This window comes from Stutzerimonas nosocomialis, from assembly GCF_005876855.1.
In the GTDB taxonomy this organism is placed as follows: Bacteria; Pseudomonadota; Gammaproteobacteria; order Pseudomonadales; family Pseudomonadaceae; genus Stutzerimonas; species Stutzerimonas nosocomialis.
Window position 1 is genome coordinate 39,047 of record NZ_QLAE01000009.1, and the last position, 20,311, is coordinate 59,357.

At 67.7% G+C, this 20,311-nt stretch carries 20 protein-coding genes; 2 read left to right on the plus strand and 18 right to left on the minus strand.

What is annotated here, in order from left to right:
- Positions 1–58 precede the first annotated feature (58 nt).
- Positions 59–802 carry an SDR family oxidoreductase gene (locus tag DN824_RS07640; RefSeq protein WP_138407754.1) on the plus strand — a complete coding sequence of 248 codons (744 nt, stop codon included), beginning with the start codon at positions 59–61 and terminating at the stop codon, positions 800–802.
- Between the two features lie 157 nt (positions 803–959).
- On the opposite strand, the gene phnP is transcribed toward DN824_RS07640, so the two are convergent.
- The 13 genes from phnP to phnC all read right to left on the minus strand — a co-directional run bounded on the left by phnP (position 960) and on the right by phnC (position 11,475).
- Entirely contained in the window at positions 960–1,706 is a 747-nt protein-coding gene (gene phnP, locus DN824_RS07645; RefSeq protein WP_138407755.1) for a phosphonate metabolism protein PhnP, read from the minus strand.
- Positions 1,697–2,248: a phosphonate metabolism protein/1,5-bisphosphokinase (PRPP-forming) PhnN gene (gene phnN, locus DN824_RS07650; RefSeq protein WP_138407756.1), complete on the minus strand. Its 552-nt coding sequence runs from the start codon at positions 2,246–2,248 to the stop codon at positions 1,697–1,699. Before phnN ends, phnP begins: the two co-directional genes overlap by 10 nt.
- A complete protein-coding gene (locus DN824_RS07655; protein WP_138407757.1) occupies positions 2,248–3,393 on the minus strand; it encodes an alpha-D-ribose 1-methylphosphonate 5-triphosphate diphosphatase in 1,146 nt (381 codons plus the stop codon). The genes phnN and DN824_RS07655 overlap by 1 nt, the downstream gene beginning before the upstream one ends.
- Positions 3,383–4,084, minus strand: a complete 702-nt coding sequence (gene phnL, locus DN824_RS07660; protein ID WP_138407758.1) for a phosphonate C-P lyase system protein PhnL — start codon at positions 4,082–4,084, stop codon at positions 3,383–3,385. Before phnL ends, DN824_RS07655 begins: the two co-directional genes overlap by 11 nt.
- 94 nt (positions 4,085–4,178) lie before the next feature.
- On the minus strand, positions 4,179–4,991 hold the full coding sequence (phnK, locus tag DN824_RS07665; RefSeq protein WP_138407759.1) for a phosphonate C-P lyase system protein PhnK: 813 nt from the start codon (positions 4,989–4,991) through the stop codon (positions 4,179–4,181).
- Positions 4,988–5,863 (minus strand): alpha-D-ribose 1-methylphosphonate 5-phosphate C-P-lyase PhnJ, encoded by an 876-nt coding sequence (locus tag DN824_RS07670; protein WP_138407760.1) that lies wholly within the window; start codon positions 5,861–5,863, stop codon positions 4,988–4,990. The genes phnK and DN824_RS07670 overlap by 4 nt, the downstream gene beginning before the upstream one ends.
- Positions 5,860–6,969, minus strand: coding sequence for a carbon-phosphorus lyase complex subunit (locus DN824_RS07675; protein ID WP_138407761.1), 1,110 nt, complete (start codon positions 6,967–6,969; stop codon positions 5,860–5,862). The genes DN824_RS07670 and DN824_RS07675 overlap by 4 nt, the downstream gene beginning before the upstream one ends.
- Positions 6,969–7,571 carry a phosphonate C-P lyase system protein PhnH gene (gene phnH / locus DN824_RS07680; RefSeq protein ID WP_138407762.1) on the minus strand — a complete coding sequence of 201 codons (603 nt, stop codon included), beginning with the start codon at positions 7,569–7,571 and terminating at the stop codon, positions 6,969–6,971. Before phnH ends, DN824_RS07675 begins: the two co-directional genes overlap by 1 nt.
- The gene (phnG, locus tag DN824_RS07685) at positions 7,571–8,026 is read right to left on the minus strand and encodes a phosphonate C-P lyase system protein PhnG (RefSeq protein ID WP_414718399.1); all 456 of its coding nucleotides are present in this window, start codon (positions 8,024–8,026) and stop codon (positions 7,571–7,573) included. The genes phnH and phnG overlap by 1 nt, the downstream gene beginning before the upstream one ends.
- Positions 8,026–8,730, minus strand: coding sequence for a phosphonate metabolism transcriptional regulator PhnF (gene phnF / locus DN824_RS07690; protein ID WP_138407764.1), 705 nt, complete (start codon positions 8,728–8,730; stop codon positions 8,026–8,028). The genes phnG and phnF overlap by 1 nt, the downstream gene beginning before the upstream one ends.
- A gap of 21 nt (positions 8,731–8,751) precedes the next feature.
- Positions 8,752–9,546: a phosphonate ABC transporter, permease protein PhnE gene (phnE, locus tag DN824_RS07695; RefSeq protein WP_138407765.1), complete on the minus strand. Its 795-nt coding sequence runs from the start codon at positions 9,544–9,546 to the stop codon at positions 8,752–8,754.
- A 51-nt stretch (positions 9,547–9,597) separates the two neighbouring features.
- Positions 9,598–10,602, minus strand: a complete 1,005-nt coding sequence (gene phnD, locus DN824_RS07700; RefSeq protein WP_138407766.1) for a phosphonate ABC transporter substrate-binding protein — start codon at positions 10,600–10,602, stop codon at positions 9,598–9,600.
- 36 nt (positions 10,603–10,638) lie between these two features.
- A complete protein-coding gene (phnC, locus tag DN824_RS07705; protein ID WP_138407767.1) occupies positions 10,639–11,475 on the minus strand; it encodes a phosphonate ABC transporter ATP-binding protein in 837 nt (278 codons plus the stop codon).
- A 335-nt stretch (positions 11,476–11,810) separates the two neighbouring features.
- Here phnC and DN824_RS07710 point away from each other — a divergent pair, with 335 nt between their 5' ends.
- Positions 11,811–13,109, plus strand: coding sequence for a hypothetical protein (locus DN824_RS07710; protein WP_138407768.1), 1,299 nt, complete (start codon positions 11,811–11,813; stop codon positions 13,107–13,109).
- On the opposite strand, the gene DN824_RS07715 is transcribed toward DN824_RS07710, so the two are convergent.
- The 5 genes from DN824_RS07715 to DN824_RS07735 form a co-directional block, all read right to left on the minus strand.
- Positions 13,084–13,887, minus strand: coding sequence for an alpha/beta hydrolase (locus tag DN824_RS07715; protein ID WP_241666657.1), 804 nt, complete (start codon positions 13,885–13,887; stop codon positions 13,084–13,086). The two genes, DN824_RS07710 and DN824_RS07715, sit on opposite strands and share 26 nt — an antisense overlap.
- A gap of 85 nt (positions 13,888–13,972) precedes the next feature.
- Positions 13,973–15,220, minus strand: a complete 1,248-nt coding sequence (locus tag DN824_RS07720) for a hybrid sensor histidine kinase/response regulator (protein WP_138407770.1) — start codon at positions 15,218–15,220, stop codon at positions 13,973–13,975.
- Positions 15,221–15,225: 5 nt separating this feature from the next.
- Positions 15,226–15,825, minus strand: coding sequence for a chemotaxis protein CheB (locus tag DN824_RS07725; protein ID WP_138407771.1), 600 nt, complete (start codon positions 15,823–15,825; stop codon positions 15,226–15,228).
- The gene (locus DN824_RS07730; protein WP_138407772.1) at positions 15,822–16,640 is read right to left on the minus strand and encodes a CheR family methyltransferase; all 819 of its coding nucleotides are present in this window, start codon (positions 16,638–16,640) and stop codon (positions 15,822–15,824) included. The genes DN824_RS07725 and DN824_RS07730 overlap by 4 nt, the downstream gene beginning before the upstream one ends.
- The gene (locus tag DN824_RS07735) at positions 16,641–20,174 is read right to left on the minus strand and encodes a response regulator (protein WP_138407773.1); all 3,534 of its coding nucleotides are present in this window, start codon (positions 20,172–20,174) and stop codon (positions 16,641–16,643) included.
- Positions 20,175–20,311: the final 137 nt, after the last annotated feature.

The window sequence follows — 20,311 nt, forward strand, 5'->3', positions numbered from 1 at the left end:
GATCATCCAGAGCCGACTGCCTATCGTGTCTTCGAATCAAATCGCACTGGAGACTGAAATGAAAACTGCACTGATCACCGGCTGCTCGTCCGGCTACGGCCTGGAAATCGCGCGCCACTTTCACGCCCAGGGCTGGAACGTCATAGCCACGATGCGTACACCCCGACACGAACTGCTGCCCGACGACGACCGTATTCACGTGCTGCCCCTGGACGTAACCCGGCCCGACAGCATCGCGCTTGCCCTGGAGGGCAGCGGGCCGATCGATGTGCTGGTGAACAACGCTGGCATCGGTTTGTTCGGAGCCTTCGAAGCAACGCCCATGGCAACCGTGCGTGAGATTTTCGAGACCAATACCTTCGGGGTGATGGCGATGTGTCAGGCGGTCATCCCGCAGTTCCGCAACCGCCGAGCAGGCACTATCGTCAATGTGACCTCGAGCGTGGCGCTGGCGCCGATGCCCCTGGTGGCGGCCTACACCGCCAGCAAGATGGCCATCGAAGGCTTCACGGCATCCCTGGAGCACGAGCTGAGGCATTTCGGCATCAGCACGAAGCTGGTGGAACCCGGCTACGGCCCCACCACCCGCTTCGCCTACAACGGGCAGGCTCGCATGCAGGGGCTGGTTCCGGAGCCGTACGCTTCATTCGCGCAGGCGATATTCACGACATTCACGCAAGCCGGCGAGGTGACGAGGGAAACCGATGTGGCAGAAGTCGTTTGGCGTGCAGCCAACGATTCAACGCAGCGGCTGCGTTTTCCCGCCGGCGCCGACGCGATCGCGCTGGCCGGAGCGCACTAGTCAGCGTGCCTCCCTGGTTCGCTGGGATATCCTGGAAATCGCCGGCTCAGCATCACAGCCTATTCATCTGATCGCTCGCCCACTCCAGCACTGCCGGCAGGAGAAACGACAGGCGACGCGGTCCGTGGGAGCGGTCCCCACGCTCCTGGATAGACGCCTATAGCAGCCGCCCGTCGTGGGCCAGGCTCACCCCTGCCGGCAGGGCCGCAGGATGTTCCAGCAGCCAGGCATCGAGGGTATGGCCGATATGGGTCAGCACCGTCTCGGTCGGGCGCAGCCGTTCGACGATCGCCAGGGCGCGCGGCAGGTCGTTGTGGTTGCGCGGCTCCGGCTGCGGCGGCGCCGAGCAGTCCAGCACCAGAATATCCAGCGGCTGCGCCGCGAGCACCGCGGCGCTCGGTTCAGCGAGCCCGAGGGTGTCGGTGAGGTAGGCGATGCGCCGCCCCTGCCCTTCGAGCAGGTAGCCCAGGGTCGGCTTGGAGTGCTCCAGGGGCACGGCGGTCACCGTCAGCGCGCCCAGCTCGCGGCGCTCGAAGGCAGCGAGCGGCCGCGAAAAGTCGAGGATGCCCGGGTGCTTGTAGAGGTCTGCCAGGCCCTCGGCGTCCGCCGGACCGTGCACCGGGATCGTCAGGCCGAGCCCCCAGCGCAGATGCAGCAGCCCCTGGGCGTGGTCGGCGTGGTAGTGGGTGAGCAGGATGCCGCTCAGCGCATGCGGGGGGAAACGCTCGGTGAGGTCGGTCAGGCCCGCGTCCAGCAGCCAGCGCTGCTCGCCGCATTCGACCAGCGCGCTGCACGGCCCGCGCCGGTGTGCCGGATCACGGCGCGCACGCTCGCAGGCGACGCAGTCGCAGCCGTAGACCGGCACCTGTCGGGCATTGCCGCTGCCGAGCAGGGTCAGGCGCATGCGCGTCCCCGGATCAGCTGCAACAGCGTCTCGGCGGCCTGCGCCAGGCTGCCGGAGTTGTCCAGGCGCAGGCAGTCCTCGCCCTCCCCCTGCAATTGCTCGTTGCGCGCCAGCCGCGCCTCGATCTCATCGGCGCTTTCACGGCCGCGCGCCAGCAGGCGCTGGCGCAGTACCTGCGGCTCGACGCTGAGCAGCACCGCGCAGAGGTCCGGATAGCGCTGCCGAGCCTCGGCCAGATGCCCGCGCGAGCCGTTGACCAGCACGTCGCGGCCCTCGGCCAGCCATTCGTCGATCTGCCGCGGAATGCCGTAGGCCAGCCCGTTGGCGCGCCAGTGCAGGGCGAAGGCGCCCTCGGCCAGCATCTGCTCGAAGCGCTGCGGGGACACGCCGAGCGCATCCTCGCCGACCGCTTCCGGCGAGCGGGTGATGACGCGCCGCGCGATTCGCCCGCCAGCCGCCAGCACGGGCTCGCGCACCGCGTCCAGCAGGCTGTCCTTGCCGGAGCCCGAGGGTCCCATCAGATAGATCAACCGTCCGTTCATCAGAACACCCGTTCCCCTTTGCGCCAGACCTGCCTCACCACCGCCTGCGTACCAGCCACCCGCGCCTGCAGCAGGTCGGCGCGCAGGCCGACCTGAAGTTCGCCGCGATCGACCAGCCCGGCGGCCACCGCCGGTGCGCGGGTGACGGTGCTCACCGCCCGCGGCAGGTCGTAGTCGTTGTCCTGCTCGGCCAGCATCAGCGCGGCCGGCAGCAGGCTCGCCGGATAATAGTCGCTGGAGAGGATATCGAGCACACCCCAACGCGCCAGTTCGGCGGCGGCGATATTGCCCGAGTGCGAGCCGCCGCGGACCACGTTCGGCGCGCCCATCAGCACCTTGAGCCCGGCCCGGTGGCTGGCCTGCGCGGCCTCCAGGGTGGTCGGGAACTCGGCGATGGACATGCCGAAGCCTGCCGACTCGGCGACGTGTTCGAGGGTGGCGTCGTCGTGGCTGGCGACCGACAGCCCGCGCGCCCGGCATTCCTCGACGATGGCGCGCCGCTGGCGGTCGCTGTGCTCCAGCGAATTGGCCTTCTGCCGGCAGCTGAAGTCGGCCATCTGCTCGGCGTCGAACTGGTACTTGCCCATGTAGTACTCGCGGTACTTGTCCTCCTGGACGAACTGGCGCTGTCCCGGCGAGTGGTCCATCACCGAGACCAGCTGCACCAGCGGGTGGCCGACCAGGTCGCGGAACACGCCCAGGGTGTCGGGGTGGCAGACCTCGCAGCGCAGGTGCAGGCGGTGCTCGGCGCGGCTGTGCCCCTGCATCGCGGCATTGGCGATCGCCTCGAGCATGATCGGCAGCTGCTGCATGCGCTTGCCCTTGGGGTTGACGTCGCCGATCGACAGCGCGTCGAACACCGTGGTGATGCCGGCGGCGATGATCTGCGCGTCATGGCTGAGTACCGCCGAGGCCGACGGCCAGTCGACGCCCGGGCGCGGGGTCATGTGCTTTTCCAGGTTGTCGGTGTGCAGCTCGACCAGCCCCGGCAGCAGGTAGTCGCCACCCAGGTCGAGCGCCTGCGGCAGGCCGCTGCGCCCTTCGTCGATGGCGGCGATGAGCCCGTCGCGCACCACCAGGCAGCCGTCGATGACCCGCTCGGCGGTGACCAGGCGGGCGTTGCTCAGGATGATTTCAGCTGGCATTGGCGTAGTCCTCGCCGGTCATGTCCAGGTAACGGTCGGCGACCGCCTCGCGGGCAGCGCGGTCGTGGAAGATGCCAATCACCGCGGTGCCGGCGGCCTTGGCCTCGGCGATCAGCTGCAGCACCACCTGACGATTGGCCTCGTCCAGCGAAGCGGTGGGCTCGTCGAGCAACAGCACCGGCCACTCGACCATGAAGCCGCGCGCCAGGTTGACGCGCTGCTGCTCGCCGCCGGAGAAGGTGCCGGGCGCCAGCGCCCAGAGGCGCTCGGGAATGTTCAGCCGGGTCAACAACTGGCGGGCGCGGGCCTCGGCCCGCTCGCGCGACCAGCCCCGCGCCAGCGCCGGCTCGGTCACCACGTCGAGGCAGGACACCCGCGGGATCACCCGCAGGAACTGGCTGACGTAGCCGAGCGTTTCGCGACGCACCGCGAGCACCTGGCGCGGCGCGGCGCCGATCAGCTCCAGCGGCGCGCCGCGGTGCAGGATGCGGATGCTGCCATCGGCCAGGTAGTTGCCGTACAGGCTGCGCAGCAGGGTCGACTTGCCGGCGCCGGAACGGCCGTGCAGCACCAGGCATTCGCCGGCGCGCACTTCGAAGCTCAGCCCCTCGAGCACCCGCAGCACCACGCCTTGCTGCTGGTGCAGGGTGAAGCGCTTGTGCAGGTCGCGGACTTCGATCGGGTTGTTCATGGGTTACCTCGCAACGGAAGGAGGAAGGTGAAGGCCGCAGGACGGGTTCGGGGCGAAGTCCTGGCCATGGGCCGGCTGATTCGTACCAGGCCCCTCATGGCTGCAGCACCGAGGACACCAGCAGCTGCGTGTAGGCATGCTGCGGGTCGTCCAGCACCTGGTCGGTGAGGCCGGTCTCCACCACTCGCGAGCGACGCATCACCATCAGCCGGTCGGCCAAGAGGCGCGCCACGGCGAGGTCGTGGGTGACGATCACCACCGAAAGGTTCAGCTCGCGCACCAGGCCGCGCAGCAGGTCGAGCAGGCGCGCCTGGACCGACACGTCGAGCCCGCCGGTGGGCTCGTCCATGAACACCAGGCGCGGGCCGGAGACCAGGTTGCGGGCGATCTGCAGGCGCTGCTGCATGCCGCCGGAGAAGGTGCCGGGCACGTCGTCGATGCGCGCCGGGTCGATTTCCACCTGCCGCAGCCATTCGAGCCCGGCCTCGCGCAGCCGCCCGTAGTGGCGCACGCCCTGGGCCATCAGCCGCTCGCCGATGTTGGCGCCGGCCGACACGCCCATGCGCAGGCCGTCGCGCGCATGCTGCTCGACGAAGCCCCACTCGGTGCGCAGCAGCGTGCGCCGCTCGGCCTCGCTGGCGCTGTAGAGGTCCAGCCACTGGCCGTGACGGTCGCGGTAGGCGACGCTGCCGCGGTCCGGCGGGCAGCGTCCGGAAAGCAGGCCGAGCAGGGTCGACTTGCCCGAGCCGGACTCGCCGACGATGCCCAGCACTTCGCCGGGATAGAGTTCGAAGCTGACGTCCTGGCAGCCGGTGTCCGGCCCGTACAGGCGGGTCAGGCCACTGACCTGCAGCAGCGGCGCGTCGGCTCCGACGTCCGCCTGGGAAAGGGGCTGAGCGGCGTTCATTGGCCGGTCTCCTGTTGGTGCTGACGGCAGTAATCGGTGTCGGAGCAGACGAAGCGCCTGGTCCCGGCGTCGTCGACGATCAGCTCGTCGAGGAAGGAGTCGCGGCTGCCGCAGATGGCGCAGCACTCGTCCCAGCGCTGCACGGCGAAGGGGTGGTCCTCGAAGTCCAGACTCACCACCCGGGTGTAGGGCGGCACCGCGTACAGGCGCTTTTCGCGGCCGGCGCCGAACAGCATCAGCGCCGGGCTCATGTCCAGCTTGGGGTTGTCGAATTTGGGGATCGGCGAGGGGTCCATCACGTAGCGCTCGTCCACCGTCACCGGGTAGGCGTAGGCCGTGGCGATGTGGCCGAAGGTAGCGATGTCCTCGTAGAGCTTGACGTGCATGACGCCGTAGTCACGCAATGCGTGCATGGTGCGCGTCTCCGTCTCGGCCGGCTCGATGAAGCGCAACGGCTCGGGATTCGGCACCTGGAACACCAGGATCTGGTCGTTCGACAGCGGCGTCTCCGGAATCCGGTGGCGGGTCTGGATCACCGTCGCCTCGGGTGTGCGGGTGGTGGTGGCGACCCCGGCGGTACGGGAGAAGAAGCGCCGGATAGACACCGCGTTGGTGGTGTCGTCGGCGCCCTGGTCGATCACCTTGAGCACGTCGTCCGTGCCGAGGATGGCGGCGGTCACCTGCATGCCGCCGGTGCCCCAGCCGTAGGGCAGCGGCATCTCGCGGCCGCCGAACGGCACCTGGTAGCCGGGGATGGCCACCGCCTTGAGCAGCCCGCGGCGGATCATCCGCTTGGTCTGCTCATCCAGGTAGGCGAAGGCGTACGCGTCGCCGGTCTCGCTGGCCGGGGCTTGGCTGTGAAGGACGGTCATGCGCGGTTCTCCTCGAGCGGGGCGGGTTGGGCCTGTCCGGTCTGCGCCGGCTGGCGCATCTTGCGGATCAGCTCCAGCTCGGCCTGGAAGTCGACGTAGTGCGGCAGCTTCAGGTGCGAGACGAAGCCGCCCGCCTCGACGTTGTCGCAGTGCGCCAGCACGAACTCTTCCTGCTGCGCCGGCCCCTGCACTTCCTCGCCGTATTCGCCGGCGCGCAGTGCGCGGTCGACCAGCGCCATGCCCATCGCCTTGCGCTCGGCGTAGCCGAAGGCCAGCCCGTAGCCGCGGGTGAACTGCGCCTGCTCGGGGGTGTGGCCGACGAACTGGTTGATCATTTCGCACTCGGTAACCTCGATGTCGCCGAGCGGCACCGGGAAATCCAGCTCCGGCGTTTCCAGCCAGACCTCCACCTCGCCGATGCGGATCTCGCCGGCGAACGGGTGGTTGCGCCCGTAGCCGCGCTGGGTCGAGTAGCCGAGCGCGAGGAGAAAGCCCTCGTCGCCGCGGGCCAGCGCCTGCAACCGCTGGGCGCGGCTGGAGGGGAACTCAAGCGGCTCGCGGGTCATGTCCGGCACCGGCGCGCCCTCGTCGCGCTCCGGGGTCATCAGCCCCTCGCGGCCGAGCATCTCCAGCACCCGCGGGCAGGGTTCGAGGCTCGCTGGCGCCTGGCTCTCGGCCGGCGCGGCGGCCGGCTCGCCCTCGGCCAGCAGGGCGAAGTCCAGCAGACGGTGGGTGTAGTCGAAGGTCGGCCCGAGCAGCTGCCCGCCGGGCAGGTCCTTGTAGGTCGCCGAGATGCGCCGCGACAGCTGCATGCGCCCGGTGTCCAGCGGCACGCTGGCGGCGAAGCGCGGCAGCGTGGTGCGGTAGGCGCGCAGCAGGAAGATCGCCTCCAGCAGGTCGCCGGCCGCCTGCTTGATCGCCAGCGCCGCCAGTTCCTCGTCGTACAGCGAGCCCTCGCTCATCACTCGTGCCACCGCCAGCGGCAACTGCTGGCGGATCTGCGCGACCTCCAGGGCCGGTCGAGCTGTGTCGCCGCGGCGCTTTTTCGCCAGCAGCCGGTGTGCGTTGTCGATGGCCTGTTCGCCACCCTTGACGGCTACGTACATCAGCTGGCCTCCCTGACCGGTGCCCGGCAGCGGGTGCTGCGCGGCAGGCCGAGCAGCGCCTGCCCGGCGGTGAAGAACAGATCGAGCCCGCGCGGGAAGTCGCCGTGCAGGTCGCGCTGTTGCCAGAACGGCCACGGCAGCGGCAGGTCGACCTGACGCTGCCCGGCGATGCCCGGCCCCTGCCAGGCCAGCGCCTCGCCGCCGTCCAGGCGCTCGAGCTGGACCAGCAGCGTGCAGGACTGGTCCGGATAGCGCTCGCTGCCCAACGGGAAGCCGGACAGGTCGGCCAGATCGCTGGCGTCGAGCACGGCGAAAGCCGCCTGCTCGCGGTGCTCCACCACCGGGCAGCCGCAATGGAAGCTCAGGTTGGCGCGCACCACCGGGGTATCGAAGGCCGGGGCCAGCCACACCGGGGTGTCGGCGTCGAGCAGGCTCAGGCACAGCGCGTAGGTGGCCGGGGCCATGCGCTCGAGCGTCGGGGTCGACGGCAGCGGCCGCGCCAGACCCGGTTCGGCGAGCGCCCTGAGCGCCGCGCGGAAGGTCTGCTGGGCGGCTTCGGCGGGGCGCTCGAAGGCCGGTTGCAGGTATTGGGCATCGCTCATCAGCTCTCTCCTCGGACCAGGGTGACGAACTCCACGCGGGTGGAAGCGGTTTCCGCGGCCTGCGCGGCGCGGCGGGCCGCCTGCTCGCGGGCCAGCGGCTCGATCAGGGTTGCCTGCCAGTGCCGCTGGTCGCGGCCCTGCAGGTGGGCGTCGGCCAGCGCCGCGAGCTCGGCGTGGCGCTTGTCGCGCCCGGCGACGTAGCTGTAGCCGGTGCGCCCGTCGGCCAGGCGCACCACGCAACGGGTGACGGTCATCTCGCCGAGGTTGAAGACCGCGCCGGTGCCCCCCATGCGCCCGCGCACCAGGGTCATGCCGATCTCCGGGGCGCGGATCAGCTGGTAGGCGGTGTCCTTCAGGCGCGCCTCGTGGGCGCCCAGCGCCGCACCGGCGCGGGCGAGCACGCCCATCCAGCGCTGCCTGGCGGCGGTATCGATTGCGTTCATGGCGTTCTCCATCAGGGGGCGACCTGGTATTCGAAGCAGTCGGCGCGGCTGGTCGAGTACGACAGCTCGACCGGCCGCCCGGCCAGGTCCTGGGACAGGGTGAGCACCGTCAGCAACGGCGCGTGGCGCGGCATCAGCAGCCGCTTGGCCTCTTCCGCCTCGGGCAGCCGCGCGCCGATCAGGCTGTAGGCGCGGCTCAGGGTCAGGCCATGCGCGGCCAGGTGGCTGCGCAGCGAACCGCCGCGGTAGTCGGCCAGCAGCGGCTCGCGGCTGGCGCAATAGCGGTGGCGTATCAGGCTGACCGGCTGCTCGTCGATCAGGCGCAGGGTGTCGAGTTCGAGCAGCTCGCTGCCGGGCTCGAGCTGCAGGTGCCTGGCCTCGGCGTCGCTGGCCGGACGTATCCGGCGACCCAGCAGCACGGCCTCGACGCCGTGTCCCTGCGCCGAGAGCGAGGCGGTGTAGGCGCTGCCGGCCTGCATCGGGTAGATCATCGGCTGCGCCAACACCTGGGTGCCCTTGCCCTTCTGCCGCAGCAGGCGCCCTTCGCGCACCAGCTCGTCGACCGCGCGACGCAGGGTGTGTCGGTTGACCGAGAAGCGCGCCGCCAGGCTGAGTTCGCCGGGCAGGTAGTCGCCGGGGGCGAAGCGGTGCAGTTCGCCGCGCAGGCGCTCGGCCAGCGCCCGGTAAAGCGGTTGCTCTTGTCTAGACAGGTCCATGGATGAAAAAGGCCTCCTGGCTCAGATGAAGGATTTGCGCAGGCGCTGGGAGAGGATGTCGATCAGGCTCACCACCAGGATGATCACGATCAGCAGCGCGCCGGTCTGGGCGAACTGGAAGCCGCGGATGGCCTCCCAGAGGATCACGCCGATGCCGCCGGCGCCGACCATGCCGACCACCGTGGCCGAGCGCACGTTGGACTCGAAGCGGTACAGCGCGTAGGAGATCCACAGCGGCAGCACCTGCGGGATGACCCCGAAGATCACTTCCTGCAGCGCGCTGGCGCCGGTGGCGCGCACGCCCTCGACCGGGCCCGGATCGATCGCCTCGACCGCCTCGGCGAAGAGCTTGGCGAGCACCCCGGTGGTGCTGACGAACAAGGCCAGCACGCCGGCGAACGGCCCGAGGCCGACAGCGACCACGAACAGCATGGCGAACACCATCTCGTTGATCGAACGGCAGGCGTCCATCAGGCGGCGCACCGGCTGGTAGACCCACCAGGGCATGATGTTCTCGGCGCAGAGAATGCTCAGCGGGATGGCGCAGAGGATCGCCAGCACCGTGCCCCAGAGGGCGATCTGCACGGTGACGATCATCTCCTGGAGGTACATCCGCCAGTTGGAGAAATCCGGCGGGAAGAAATCGGCGGCGAACACCGCCATGTTGCCGGCGTCGCGGAACAGCGCCAGCGGGTTCATCTCGGCGCCCTGCCAGGACCAGCCCAGCACTGCGAGGAACAGGCCCCAGCCGATCAGGCGGCCCCAGGAGCGCTTGCCGGCCGCCTCGGCGGAGGGAGTGGTGGTCAGTGCAGTCATCGTCAACCTCGCAAATGGCGGGCCGCCCACCGCAGCGGGCGGCCCGGACGATCAGCCGGCCTTGGCCAGGCTCTTCTCGCGCTCGGCCATGCGCACCTTGAGCGCGTCCAGCTGGGCGTCGATTTCGGCCAGGCGGGCCTGCTTGTCGGTTTCGTCCAGGCGACTGTCGGCAGCGACCTCGGTGCGCTTCTTGAACAGCTCGAGCTGGCGGATCGGCAGCAGCTGGTCGTCGTCCGAGGCGCGGAACGGCGACCACTGCAGGCCGGCAAGCACCTGCTTCTCGGCGTCGCTGGCGCCGTAGTTCATGAAGAAGTCGCGAATCTTGCCCTTGACGGTTTCCGGCAGATTCTTGCGCCAGACGATGGGGTCGGCCGGAATCAGCGGCGACTGCCAGATCACCTTGAGCTGCGCGGCCTTGTCCGGCGCGGTGAGCTGCAGGCGCTCCATGCCCTCGTTGTTGAAGGTGCCGACGTCGACCTGGCGGTTGGCCACCGACAGCGCGTTGACCTCGTGGCTGCCGTTGAGCGCGCGCTTGAAGGCCTTGCTCGGGTCGACGCCGTTCTGCGCGAACACGTAGTAGCCGGGCACCAGGTAACCGGAGGTGGAGTTCGGGTCGCCGTTGGCGAAGGTCAGGTCCTTGGCCCGGGCGAGCATCTGCTCGACCGAGTCGATGTCGCTGTCCTTGTGCGCGACGATCAGGCTGTAGTAGCCCGGTGCGCCGTTGGCGGCAACCGTCTGGGCGAAGACCTCGCCACCGGCGCGGTCGACCGCTTCCATCGCCGACTTGTTGCCATACCAGGCGAGATCCACCTTGCCGAAGCGCATGCCCTGGATGATCCCGGCGTAGTCGGGGGCGAAGAAGGCGTTGATCTTCATCCCGGTCTGCTCGCCCATCGCGGAGAGGAAGGGTTCCCAGACGCTGCGCAGGTTCTGCGAGGACTCGGTGGAGATGATGCCGAAGTTCAGTTCCTTGGGTTCGTCGGCCTGCGCGCCGCCGAGCAGGGAGCCGGTGAGCAGCGCGGAGGCGGCCAGGACACGACCGATACGGTTGAACATGGAAGACGCTCCTGTGGGTTGAACGCGAGTGAAGGCTCAGGCCCTGGCGAACGACAGGGCACGAGGCCCCTCACCGGTGGTCCGGGCACGGTCGGAGAACAGCAGGCGGGTGTCGAGATCCGCCCCGTACAACTCGTTGAGAAAGGCCCCGTCGAGCGCGTCGCAGGACCCGTCGTAATGGATGTGGCCACCCTTGAGCGCCACCGCGCGGCGGCAGTAGCGCAGCGCGTAGTCGACCTGATGCAGGGTGACCACCACGGTCTTGCCGTCCTGGCGATTGATGTCGGCGAGGATGTCCATCACCTTGCGCGCCGATTCCGGGTCGAGCGAGGCGATGGGTTCGTCGGCGAGGATCACCTCGGCGCGCTGGGTCAGCGCGCGGGCGATCGCCACCCGCTGCTGCTGGCCGCCGGAGAGCGTCGAGGCGCGCTGCGCGCCGAAGTCGGCGAGGCCGACGCGGCCCAGCGCCTCCTGCGCTTCCCGGCGCTGCGCCTGGGTGAACAGACCGAGCGAACCGCGCCAGCGCGGCATGCGCCCGAGAAAGCCGAGCAGCACGTTGTCCATCACGCTCAGGCGACCGACCAGGTTGAACTGCTGGAAGATGTAGCCGATGTCGGCGCGCAGCCGGCGTACCCGGCCGTCGAGGCGGCCGTCGGCCTGCATTGGCCGGCCGAGCACCTCGATGCGCCCACCGCCCTGGCGATCGCCCCGGGCCAGCCCGGCGACGTGCCGCAGCAGCGTGGACTTGCCGGAGCCGGAGGCGCCGATCAGCGCGACCATCTCACCCGGCTCGACGGTCAGGCTCAGGCCATGCAGGGCATGCTTGGCGCCGAACGTCTTGTTCAACTTGTCTATACAAATCGCGGCGGTCATCGGGCTGTCCTCTGTCTGCCGGCGAATGGATGCCGGTGGCTTTGGACAGACCTTAGGGAGCGCGGATGTCGATCGCGTGAAGTGTCCGTGACGATTCGGTGACCTGGGCGCGAGCGGTTTTCAGGCTTCGGAGGGTGGGCCCGGCAGGCTCTCGACGCGTCTGCTTTCGATCTGCGAATCCTGGAAAGCGCAGGCTAATCCCTCTAGCGCCATATTCCTCCTGCCTTTACACCATTCGATTGATTTCCCCCGACGCCCCTCCAAGAGCACCATCCAACCGGGATGATCCGTCTGTCGTACCCGTTCATAACGCTAACAATGTGCGAGGCTTCATCATGAAACGTTTCCCTGTGGCGGCCCTTTCTTTGATGTTTTGCGCAACGTCCGCCTTGGCGGCCGCTGCAGAACAGAACCAAACGGGCGGTGCGATGGTGGCACTGATCGAGCAGCGTGGAGAGGGGCACTGGGCAGCGGTTGCACAGGATGGTTCCGAGAGCGAAGTGGTGGTTCGGCAGGAAGGCATGGCGAATCGGGCCGGCGTCACCCAGAACAATGTCACCCACAGCAATGCCGTCATCGATCAAATCGGTAACCGCAACAGCATCGAAGCCACACAGGATGGCCGTTACGCCGGCGCCGAGCTGATCCAGCGCGGTGACGACAACCACATCGGCCTGTTGGAGCTAGCCGGGGAGCACTACAACACGGTTCTGATCGTCCAGGACGGCGAGCGTAACGAGGCTGACGTGACGCAAACGTTCATGGGCGATACGAAGCTCTATCAGAACGGAGCGGATAACCGGGTCCTCATCGAGCAGCTGCAAGGAGACGACTTCTTCATAACCATCGATCAGAGCGGCCAGGAAAACGTCCATCACATCGTCCAGAGCGGGAACTACGGCACGGTGCGCTCGCATGTCGTGGGCGACCGCAATCGGATAGAGGTGTCGCAGGAAGGATGGGTCATGTCCGCCCAACTGGATCAGACCGGCGACGACAACCGAATAGCCGCGACCCAGCGCCTCGACGAGTACTGGCGGGGAACCGACCTGGTGGCGACTCAGACGGGCTCGGGTAACGCCATCGACGTCGAACAGGACAGCAACGCCCACGCAACGCTGGCGCAGACCGGCACGGGCAACGAGATGGTGGTGCGGCAAACGCCGAACAACGACCTGACCTTCACCCAGAACGGCTCGGGCAACGTCTTCAAGGCCGACCAGGGCGGCTCGGAGAACACCATTACCGGCGCCTCCACCGGTAACGGCAACTCGGTGGATATGCGCCAGGCCTCCAACCATAACGAGCTGCAGCTGAGCCAGGACGGCGACGGCAACCTCGTGACCATCGGCCAGCTCGGCTGGAGCGAGATCGAGCTCGCCCAGACCGGCGATGACAACGAGGCCCACATCCGCCATGCCAGCCGCTTCAACGAACTCACCCTGGAGCAGATCGGCGAGGCCAATCTCGCGTCCGTCGCCCAGGACGGCGGCGTGACCGAGGTGCAGCTGCTGCAGCACGGAACGGCCAACCAGGCCGATATCACCAGCTATCTGTCCGGCTCCCGGGCATCGGTGAGCCAGACCGGCTCGGGCAACAGCGCGACGGTCAGCCAGCGCTGGGTGGTGCGCTGAGGGGTGCGGAGGCCGGCGGGCACACGCCGGCCTGAAGCAGCGGCAGGTACGCGGGGCTGAGGGACAGGTCGTTGTGGCCCCGCGACGGGACCGGGTGCAGCGACGCGACGCCGGGCGGGAAGTGGCTCAGCAGGCGTGCGCTGCTCGCACGCGGGATGATGTCGTCCCGTTCGGCGACGATCAGCCGGGTGGGGACGGTGATCGCGCCGGCATGACGCCAGGATTCGAAGCGGTCCTTGAGCAGCCAGCCCACCGGGAAGACGGGGAACTGGCGGGCAGCGAGTTCGGCCAGGCTGTTGTAGGGCGTGACCAGGATCAGCCTGGACACCGGGCGCTGGCTGGCCAGGCGGATCGCCACGCCACTGCCGAGGCTGCGGCCCACCACCACGATGCAGCGGTGCGCGGTGGCAACCCGGTCGTACAGCGCCAGGGCATCGGCGGCCAGCGCCTCTTCCGAGGGTGAGCCGCCACTGTCGCCGTAGCCGCGGTAATGCATCAGGTACAGCGCGTGGTCGGGAAAGGCGCGGGTGAAATCCGGCAGGTTGAGCGAGACGTCCTCGGCATTGCCACCGAAGTAGATCAGCGCATTGGGCCCGTCATGGCGCCGCAGCGAGACCTGAACCGAGGCGTCGGGCTGTTGCAACACGAGGCTCGGCGCATCGAGCTGGCGTGGCTGGGGGAAGTAGATCAACCCGCGCTGGTAGACGAACAGCAGCAGACAGATCCCGGCGTAGAGCGCGGCCAGCAGCAGGAAAGACCAGATCAGGGTTCGGGGCACGGACAGTCTCCACCGGCTAGGGCGACGGCGCCCTCGCGGTTTCGACCGTTGCCCGGGGCATTCGCTCCTGGCGTGCGGCGGCCGGTCAGCCGCGCGCCGAAGAGGTCCGCAGCAGGGGCGCGTTGAGGTTGTTGTTTTCCGCGACCGCATCGAGCGGCAGCACCACGCTGAACAAGGCGCCCTCGCCCTCCCGGCTCCAGACATGGATGCGCCCGTTGTGGGCCTTGACGATCTGTTCGGCGATGAACAGGCCGAGCCCGAGGCCCGCGCTGCTTTCGCTGCCTTCGGCACGTTCGAACTGGCAGAAGATGCGCTCCAGGCTACGCGGGCTGATGCCGATGCCCTGGTCCTGGACCTCGATGCGCGCGCCTTCCTCGGTGGCGCAGGCGCGTACCGTGACCGGCTTGCCGGCGCCGTAGCGCATGGCGTTGGTCAGCAGGTTGGCCAGCACCTGTTCGATGCGGAACTCGTCCCAGACCCCGACCACCGGCTCGCAGCGTTCGATGCGCAGTTCGCAGCCCTGGGCGGCCATCTGCGGCGCGAAGCTCTGGGCGACGTTCTCGACCATGCGGCCGAGGTCGAAGCGCGACGGGCGAATCGAGAGCTTGCCGGTGCGGATGCGCGAAACGTCGAGCATGTCGTCGATCAGGCGGATCAGGCTCTGCACCTGGCGCTCGTCCTTTTCCACCATCTGCCTCAGGCGGTCTTCGGAGAACGCTGCGAAGTTGCTGCGGCCCAGCTGAAGCTTGCGCAGCTGCACTTCGAGAATCAGGGTGTTGAGCGGGGTCTTGAGCTCGTGGGAAACGATCGACATGAAGTCGTCGCGCATGCGGATGGCGTTTTCCAGTTCGACCTGGGTGCTGCGCAGCTCGTCGAGCAGCAGCTCCTGCTCGCGGCGGCTGCGCTCGAGCTCGTCCAGCTGGCGGCGCATGTGCTTGCGGTTGCGGTACAGGTCGACGAATACGCTGACCTTGCTGCGCACCGCATGGGGGTCGAGCGGCTTGTGCATGAAGTCCACGGCGCCGGTCTCGTACCCCTTGAAGGCATAATTGAGTTCGCGCCCGGCGGCGCTGACGAAGACGATGGGGATGTGCTTGGTGCGTTCGGTGCTGCGCATCAGCTCGGCCAGCTGGAAGCCGTCCATGCCCGGCATCTGCACATCGAGAATGGCCAGGGCGAATTCATGCTGAAGCAGCTGTTCGAGCGCCTCTTCACCTGATAGGGCCTGATGCACGGCGAGTCCCGGCGCCCGCAGCAGGGCGTCGAGAGCCAAGAGGTTTTCCGGCAAATCATCGACGATCAGCAGCTTCGCCTCATCGGTATGATCCTGCATCTGTGTCACTCCAATTCGCGCAACAGCTGGTGAATAGCATGCAAGGGCAGTACGTGATCCGGGACGAAGCGCCCGATCGCGGCGCGCGGCATGGTGTCGACAGCCGCCTCGCAAGGGTCCTGAACGATGGTCAGCCCTCCTGCCTCGTGTATTGCCTCAAGGCCAGCGGCGCCATCCTCGTTGGCGCCGGTGAGCAGGACGCCGGCGACCCTCGGGCCCCAGACGTCGGCCGCGGATTCGAACAGGACATCGATCGAAGGCCGCGAATGGTGTACCGGGTCATCCTGGCTGAGCGACAGTGTGAGGTCGTCCTCGACCAGCAGATGATACCCAGGCGCCGCGAAATATAACGTACCGGCGGCCACCTGTTCCTTTTCGTCCACTTCCTTGACGTGTAACCGGGTCTTGCGCTGGAAGATCTCGGCCAGTTGCGTCGGTCCGCTGTCCGGAACGTGCTGCACCACCAGCAACGGCACCCGGTACTTCTCCGGCAGCCCGCTGACCAGCGCCGACAGGGCTTCGAGGCCTCCCGCCGAGGTGCCGATGACCACCGCCTCGATGGCGGGCCGGCGTGCCCGGAGCGAGCCGCGCAGGTAACCGCTCATAGCTTGCGGAAGATCCGTTCCGGTTTGACGAACGGCTCGAAGCTGTCCGCGTAGCCGGAAAACTCCACCGACTCCTTGCTGCCCAGCCCCAGGAAGCCCCGATGACACAGGGACTCGTGGAACAAGCCGAACGCACGATCCTGCAGCGGCCGGTTGAAATAGATCAGCACGTTTCGGCAGGAAATCAGGTGCGTTTCGGAGAATACACTGTCGGTCGCCAGGCTGTGGTCGGCAAAGGTCACGTTCTCGCGCAACGACTTGTCCATGATCACCGAGTCGTAGGCGGCGGTGTAATAGTTGGAGAAGCTCGTCTTGCCGCCGGCCTGCTGGTAGTTCTCGGTGTACTTGCGCACGTGGCTGATGGCGAAGATGCCGCGCTGGGCCTGTTCGAGCGAACGCGGGTTGATGTCGGTGGCGTAGATCAGGGAGCGCTCCAGCAAGCCCTCTTCGCGCAGCAGGATGGCCAGCGAGTAGACCTCTTCGCCGGTGCTGCAGCCGGCGATCCAGATCTTCAGCGACGGGTAGGTGCGCAGCACCGGCACCACCTGCTCGCGCAGCGCCCGGTAGTAGCTGGGGTCGCGGAACATGTCGCTGACCGGGATGGTGAGGAACTGCATCAGCTCCATGAACGCATGGGGCTCGCGCAGGACCTTTTCCTGCAACGCCGAGATCGTCTCGCACCGCATGTGCTTGAGCGAGAGCAGGACACGACGTTTGAGCGAGGCACCGGAGTAGCCGCGAAAGTCATAACTGTACTGGAGGAAAATCGCCTCGATCAGCAGTCTGAGTTCGATATCGACGATCCGGTGCGGCATTCAGAGCAACTCCACTTTCGGTAACCAGACACGAATCAGCGAGAACAGTCGGTCCAGGTCGATGGGTTTGGCCAGGTAGTCGTTGGCGCCGGCCTTCAGGCAGCGTTCCTGGTCGTTCTTCATGGCCTTGGCGGTCACCGCGATGATCGGCAGCTTGGCGAACTTCGGGTCCTTGCGGATCTCCTGCATCGCGGTGAAGCCGTCCATCTCCGGCATCATGATGTCCATCAGCACCAGGTCGATGTCGCTGACCTGCTGCAGCTTGGCGATCGACTCATGGCCGTTGCGGGCGATTTCCACCAAGGCGCCCTTCTGCTCCAGCGCGCTGGTCAGGGCGAACACGTTGCGCACGTCGTCGTCGACGACCAGGATCTTGCGGCCCTCGAAGGCCTTCTCGCGGCTGCGCGCGCTCTTGAGCATCTTCTGCCGCTCGGGCGGCATTTCCGACTCGACCTTGTGCAGGAACAGCGTCACCTCGTCGAGCAGGCGCTCCGGCGAGCGGGCGCCCTTGATGATGATCGAGCGCGAGTACTTCATCAGCGAGGCTTCCTCGTCGCGCGTCAGGTTGCGCCCGGTGTAGACGATCACCGGCGGGAAGGAGCAGATTTCCTCGTGGGCCATGCGCTCGAGCAGCTCGTGGCCGTCCATGTCGGGCAGCTTGAGGTCGATGATCACGCAGTCGAAGACGGTGTTGCGCAGCAGCTCCAGCGCCTCTTCGCCGTAGCCGACCGCGGCGATCTCGACGTCTGTGTCCTCGATCAGCCGCGACACGCTCTCGCGCTGACGCACGTCGTCCTCCACCAGCAGGATGCGCTTGACCTTCTGCGCGAGCTTGGCTTCCAGGCGCTCGAACACGGACCTGAGTTCCTCGCGGGTGGCGGGCTTCTGCGCGTACCCCACCGCGCCCATGTGCAGCGCGGCCTCGCGGCGGTCCTCGACCGACACGATGTGGACCGGGATGTGCCGCGTGACAGGGTTCTCCTTGAGCCGCTCGAGCACCGTCAGGCCCGAATGGTCGGGCAGACGCATGTCCAGCAGGATCGCGTCGGGCCGGTATTCGAGCGCGGTGTCGTAGCCGCCGTCGGCGTTGTGGGCGATCAGGCAGCTGTAGTTGAGCTCGTGGGCGAGGTCGCAGAGGATGCGGGCGAACTGCGGCTCGTCCTCGATGATGAGCACGCAGCGATTCTTGAACGGATAAGTATCGCGATCGTCCGGAACCCGCTCGATAGGTTCCTCCCCGGCCGACTCGGCCGCCGGGCGTGCCGTCGGCCTGGCGAGGCTCGCCGGTGCCGGCCGCGAAGGCTCGACCGCCGCGGGCAATGCCGGCTGCGCCGCGCGGGCCGGCTCCTCGACCGCATCGGACCCGGTCACGGGGGCGACATAGTTTTCCGGAAGGACCAGCGTGAAGGTGCTGCCCGAGCCCGGCTCGCTTTCGACTTCGATATGGCCACCGAGCAGCTGCGCCAGCTCGCGGGAGATCGACAGGCCCAGCCCGGTGCCGCCATAGCGGCGGTTGGTGGTGCCGTCGGCCTGGCGGAACGCCTCGAAGATCACCGACTGCTGGTCTTTCGGGATACCGATCCCCGAATCGCTCACCGCGAACGCCAGCTGGCCCATGCCGTGGCGCCGCACCCTGAGCGTGACCGAGCCCTTCTCGGTGAACTTGAAGGCATTGGACAGCAGGTTCTTGAGGATCTGCTCCAGCCGCTGGCGGTCGGTGAAGATGCTCGGCGGCAGGCCCTCCTCGGCCTCGACCTCGAACTGCAGCGACTTGTCGATGGCCTGGGCCAGGAACAGGCTCTTGATGCCGTCGAGCAGGCGCGGCAGCACGGTCACTTCCGGCAGCACGTCGAGCTTGCCGGCTTCGACCTTGGAAATGTCGAGAATGTCGTTGATCAGGCTCAGCAGGTCGTTGCCGGCCGAGTAGATCGAACGGGCGAACTGGACCTGGTCGTCACTGAGGTTGCCGTGGGGGTTGTCGGCCAGCAGCTTGGCCAGGATCAGCGAGCTGTTCAGCGGCGTGCGCAGCTCGTGGGACATGTTGGCGAGGAATTCGGACTTGTAGCGGCTGGCACGCTGCAGCTCGTCGGCACGCTCTTCCAGCATCAGCTGGGCGTCGTTCAGGCGGCTGTTCTTCTCGTCCATCTCGTCACGCTGGCGGGCCAGCGTGTCGGCCTGTTCGGCCAGCTGTTCGTTGGTCTGCTCCAGCTCGGCCTGCTGCTCTTCCAGGTGAGCCTGGGATTCGCGCAGCGCGTTGGATTGCTCTTCGAGCTCCTCGTTGGCCGCGCGCAGCTCTTCCTGCTGCACCTGCAGCTCCTCGTTGAGCTGCTGGGTCTCGGAGAGGATCTGCTGCAGCCGCTGGCGGTAACGCGCCGCCTCGATGGCCGAGCCGACGTTGTCGGCGATGCGCTTGAGCAGCTCGCCATCCTCTTCCTCGAGCGGCCGCAGGAAGCCGAGCTCGAGCACGGCGTTGAGCGTGCCGCTGTCCTCGATCGGTGCGATCAGGACCGAGCGCGAGGCGGTATCGCCCAGCGCCGAGCTGACCTTCAGGTAGTCCTGCGGCAGGTCGCTCAGCGCCATCGGCCGCCGCTCGAGGGCCACCTGGCCGACCAGCCCTTCGCCCAGATCCAGGGTGCGGTGCTGGGCGAGCTGTTCCTTGTCGTAGCCGAACTCGGCGACGCGGTGCAGGCGACCCTCCTGCATCACGTAGAGCGCGCCGGCCGCCACGTCGATGTAGCGGGACAGGAAGCTGAGCACGCTCTGGCCCAGCGCCGGCAGGGTCAGCTCGCCAATGATCGCCTCGCTCAGCTGCATCTGCCCGGTGCGGTACCAGGCCTGCTTTTCCAGGGCCTGGGCATGGAGCTGCTGCTTGTTCAGCGATTCGCCATAGCTGGTCGAGAGCGACATCAGATCGCGCCGCCCCAGCAGCACCAGCACGCCGCTGAACACCAGGCTGAACAGCAGGAAGCCGCTGACCAGCGCCGCGCTGACGGTCTCGGCGGTGGCCGTGCGGCCGTTGCGCTTCTGCCGCTCGGCGGTGATGTAGTCATCGATTTCGGTGCGGAACTGCTCCATCAGCAGCTTGCCGCGGCCGGACTTCACATAGTCCTCGTACGACAGGCCCTGGCGGCGGCGCTCGATGGCCGCCTGGCTGAAGGCGTACCACTGCTGGTGCAGCGACTCCAGCTGCTCGACGCGGCGCAGTTGCGACGGGTCGCCGTCGGACTCGCTGCGCAGCTGGTCGAGGCTCAGCCTGAGCTTGGGCAGGCCGCGCACGTATGGCTCGAGGAACGTCTCGTCGCCGGCGATCAGGTAGCCGCGCATGCCGGTTTCCAGGTCCACCTGCTGCTTGAGCGTTTCGGTGGCGGTCCCGACGAGCTTGACCGAGCGCTCGACGTAGTGGCCGACCTCGAGGAGGTAATAGACGATGGCACAGAAGAACACCGCACTGAGCAGGCCGAAGCCCAGCGGCAGACCGATGTTGCGGTTGAGAATGCGCTTGAAGCTGTGCTGGTCGATGAAGGAATCGCTCATCGGGTTTCCTTATCCGGTTCGCCTAGCTGGCGGGCCCTGTTTGGAAGAGCGGTGAAACGACATTCCGGCCCGTGGCCGTAGCGTTCCGTTTCCCGGCATCTCTTGAGTGCGGGGCGCGGGATAGGTTCCCTCGCCCC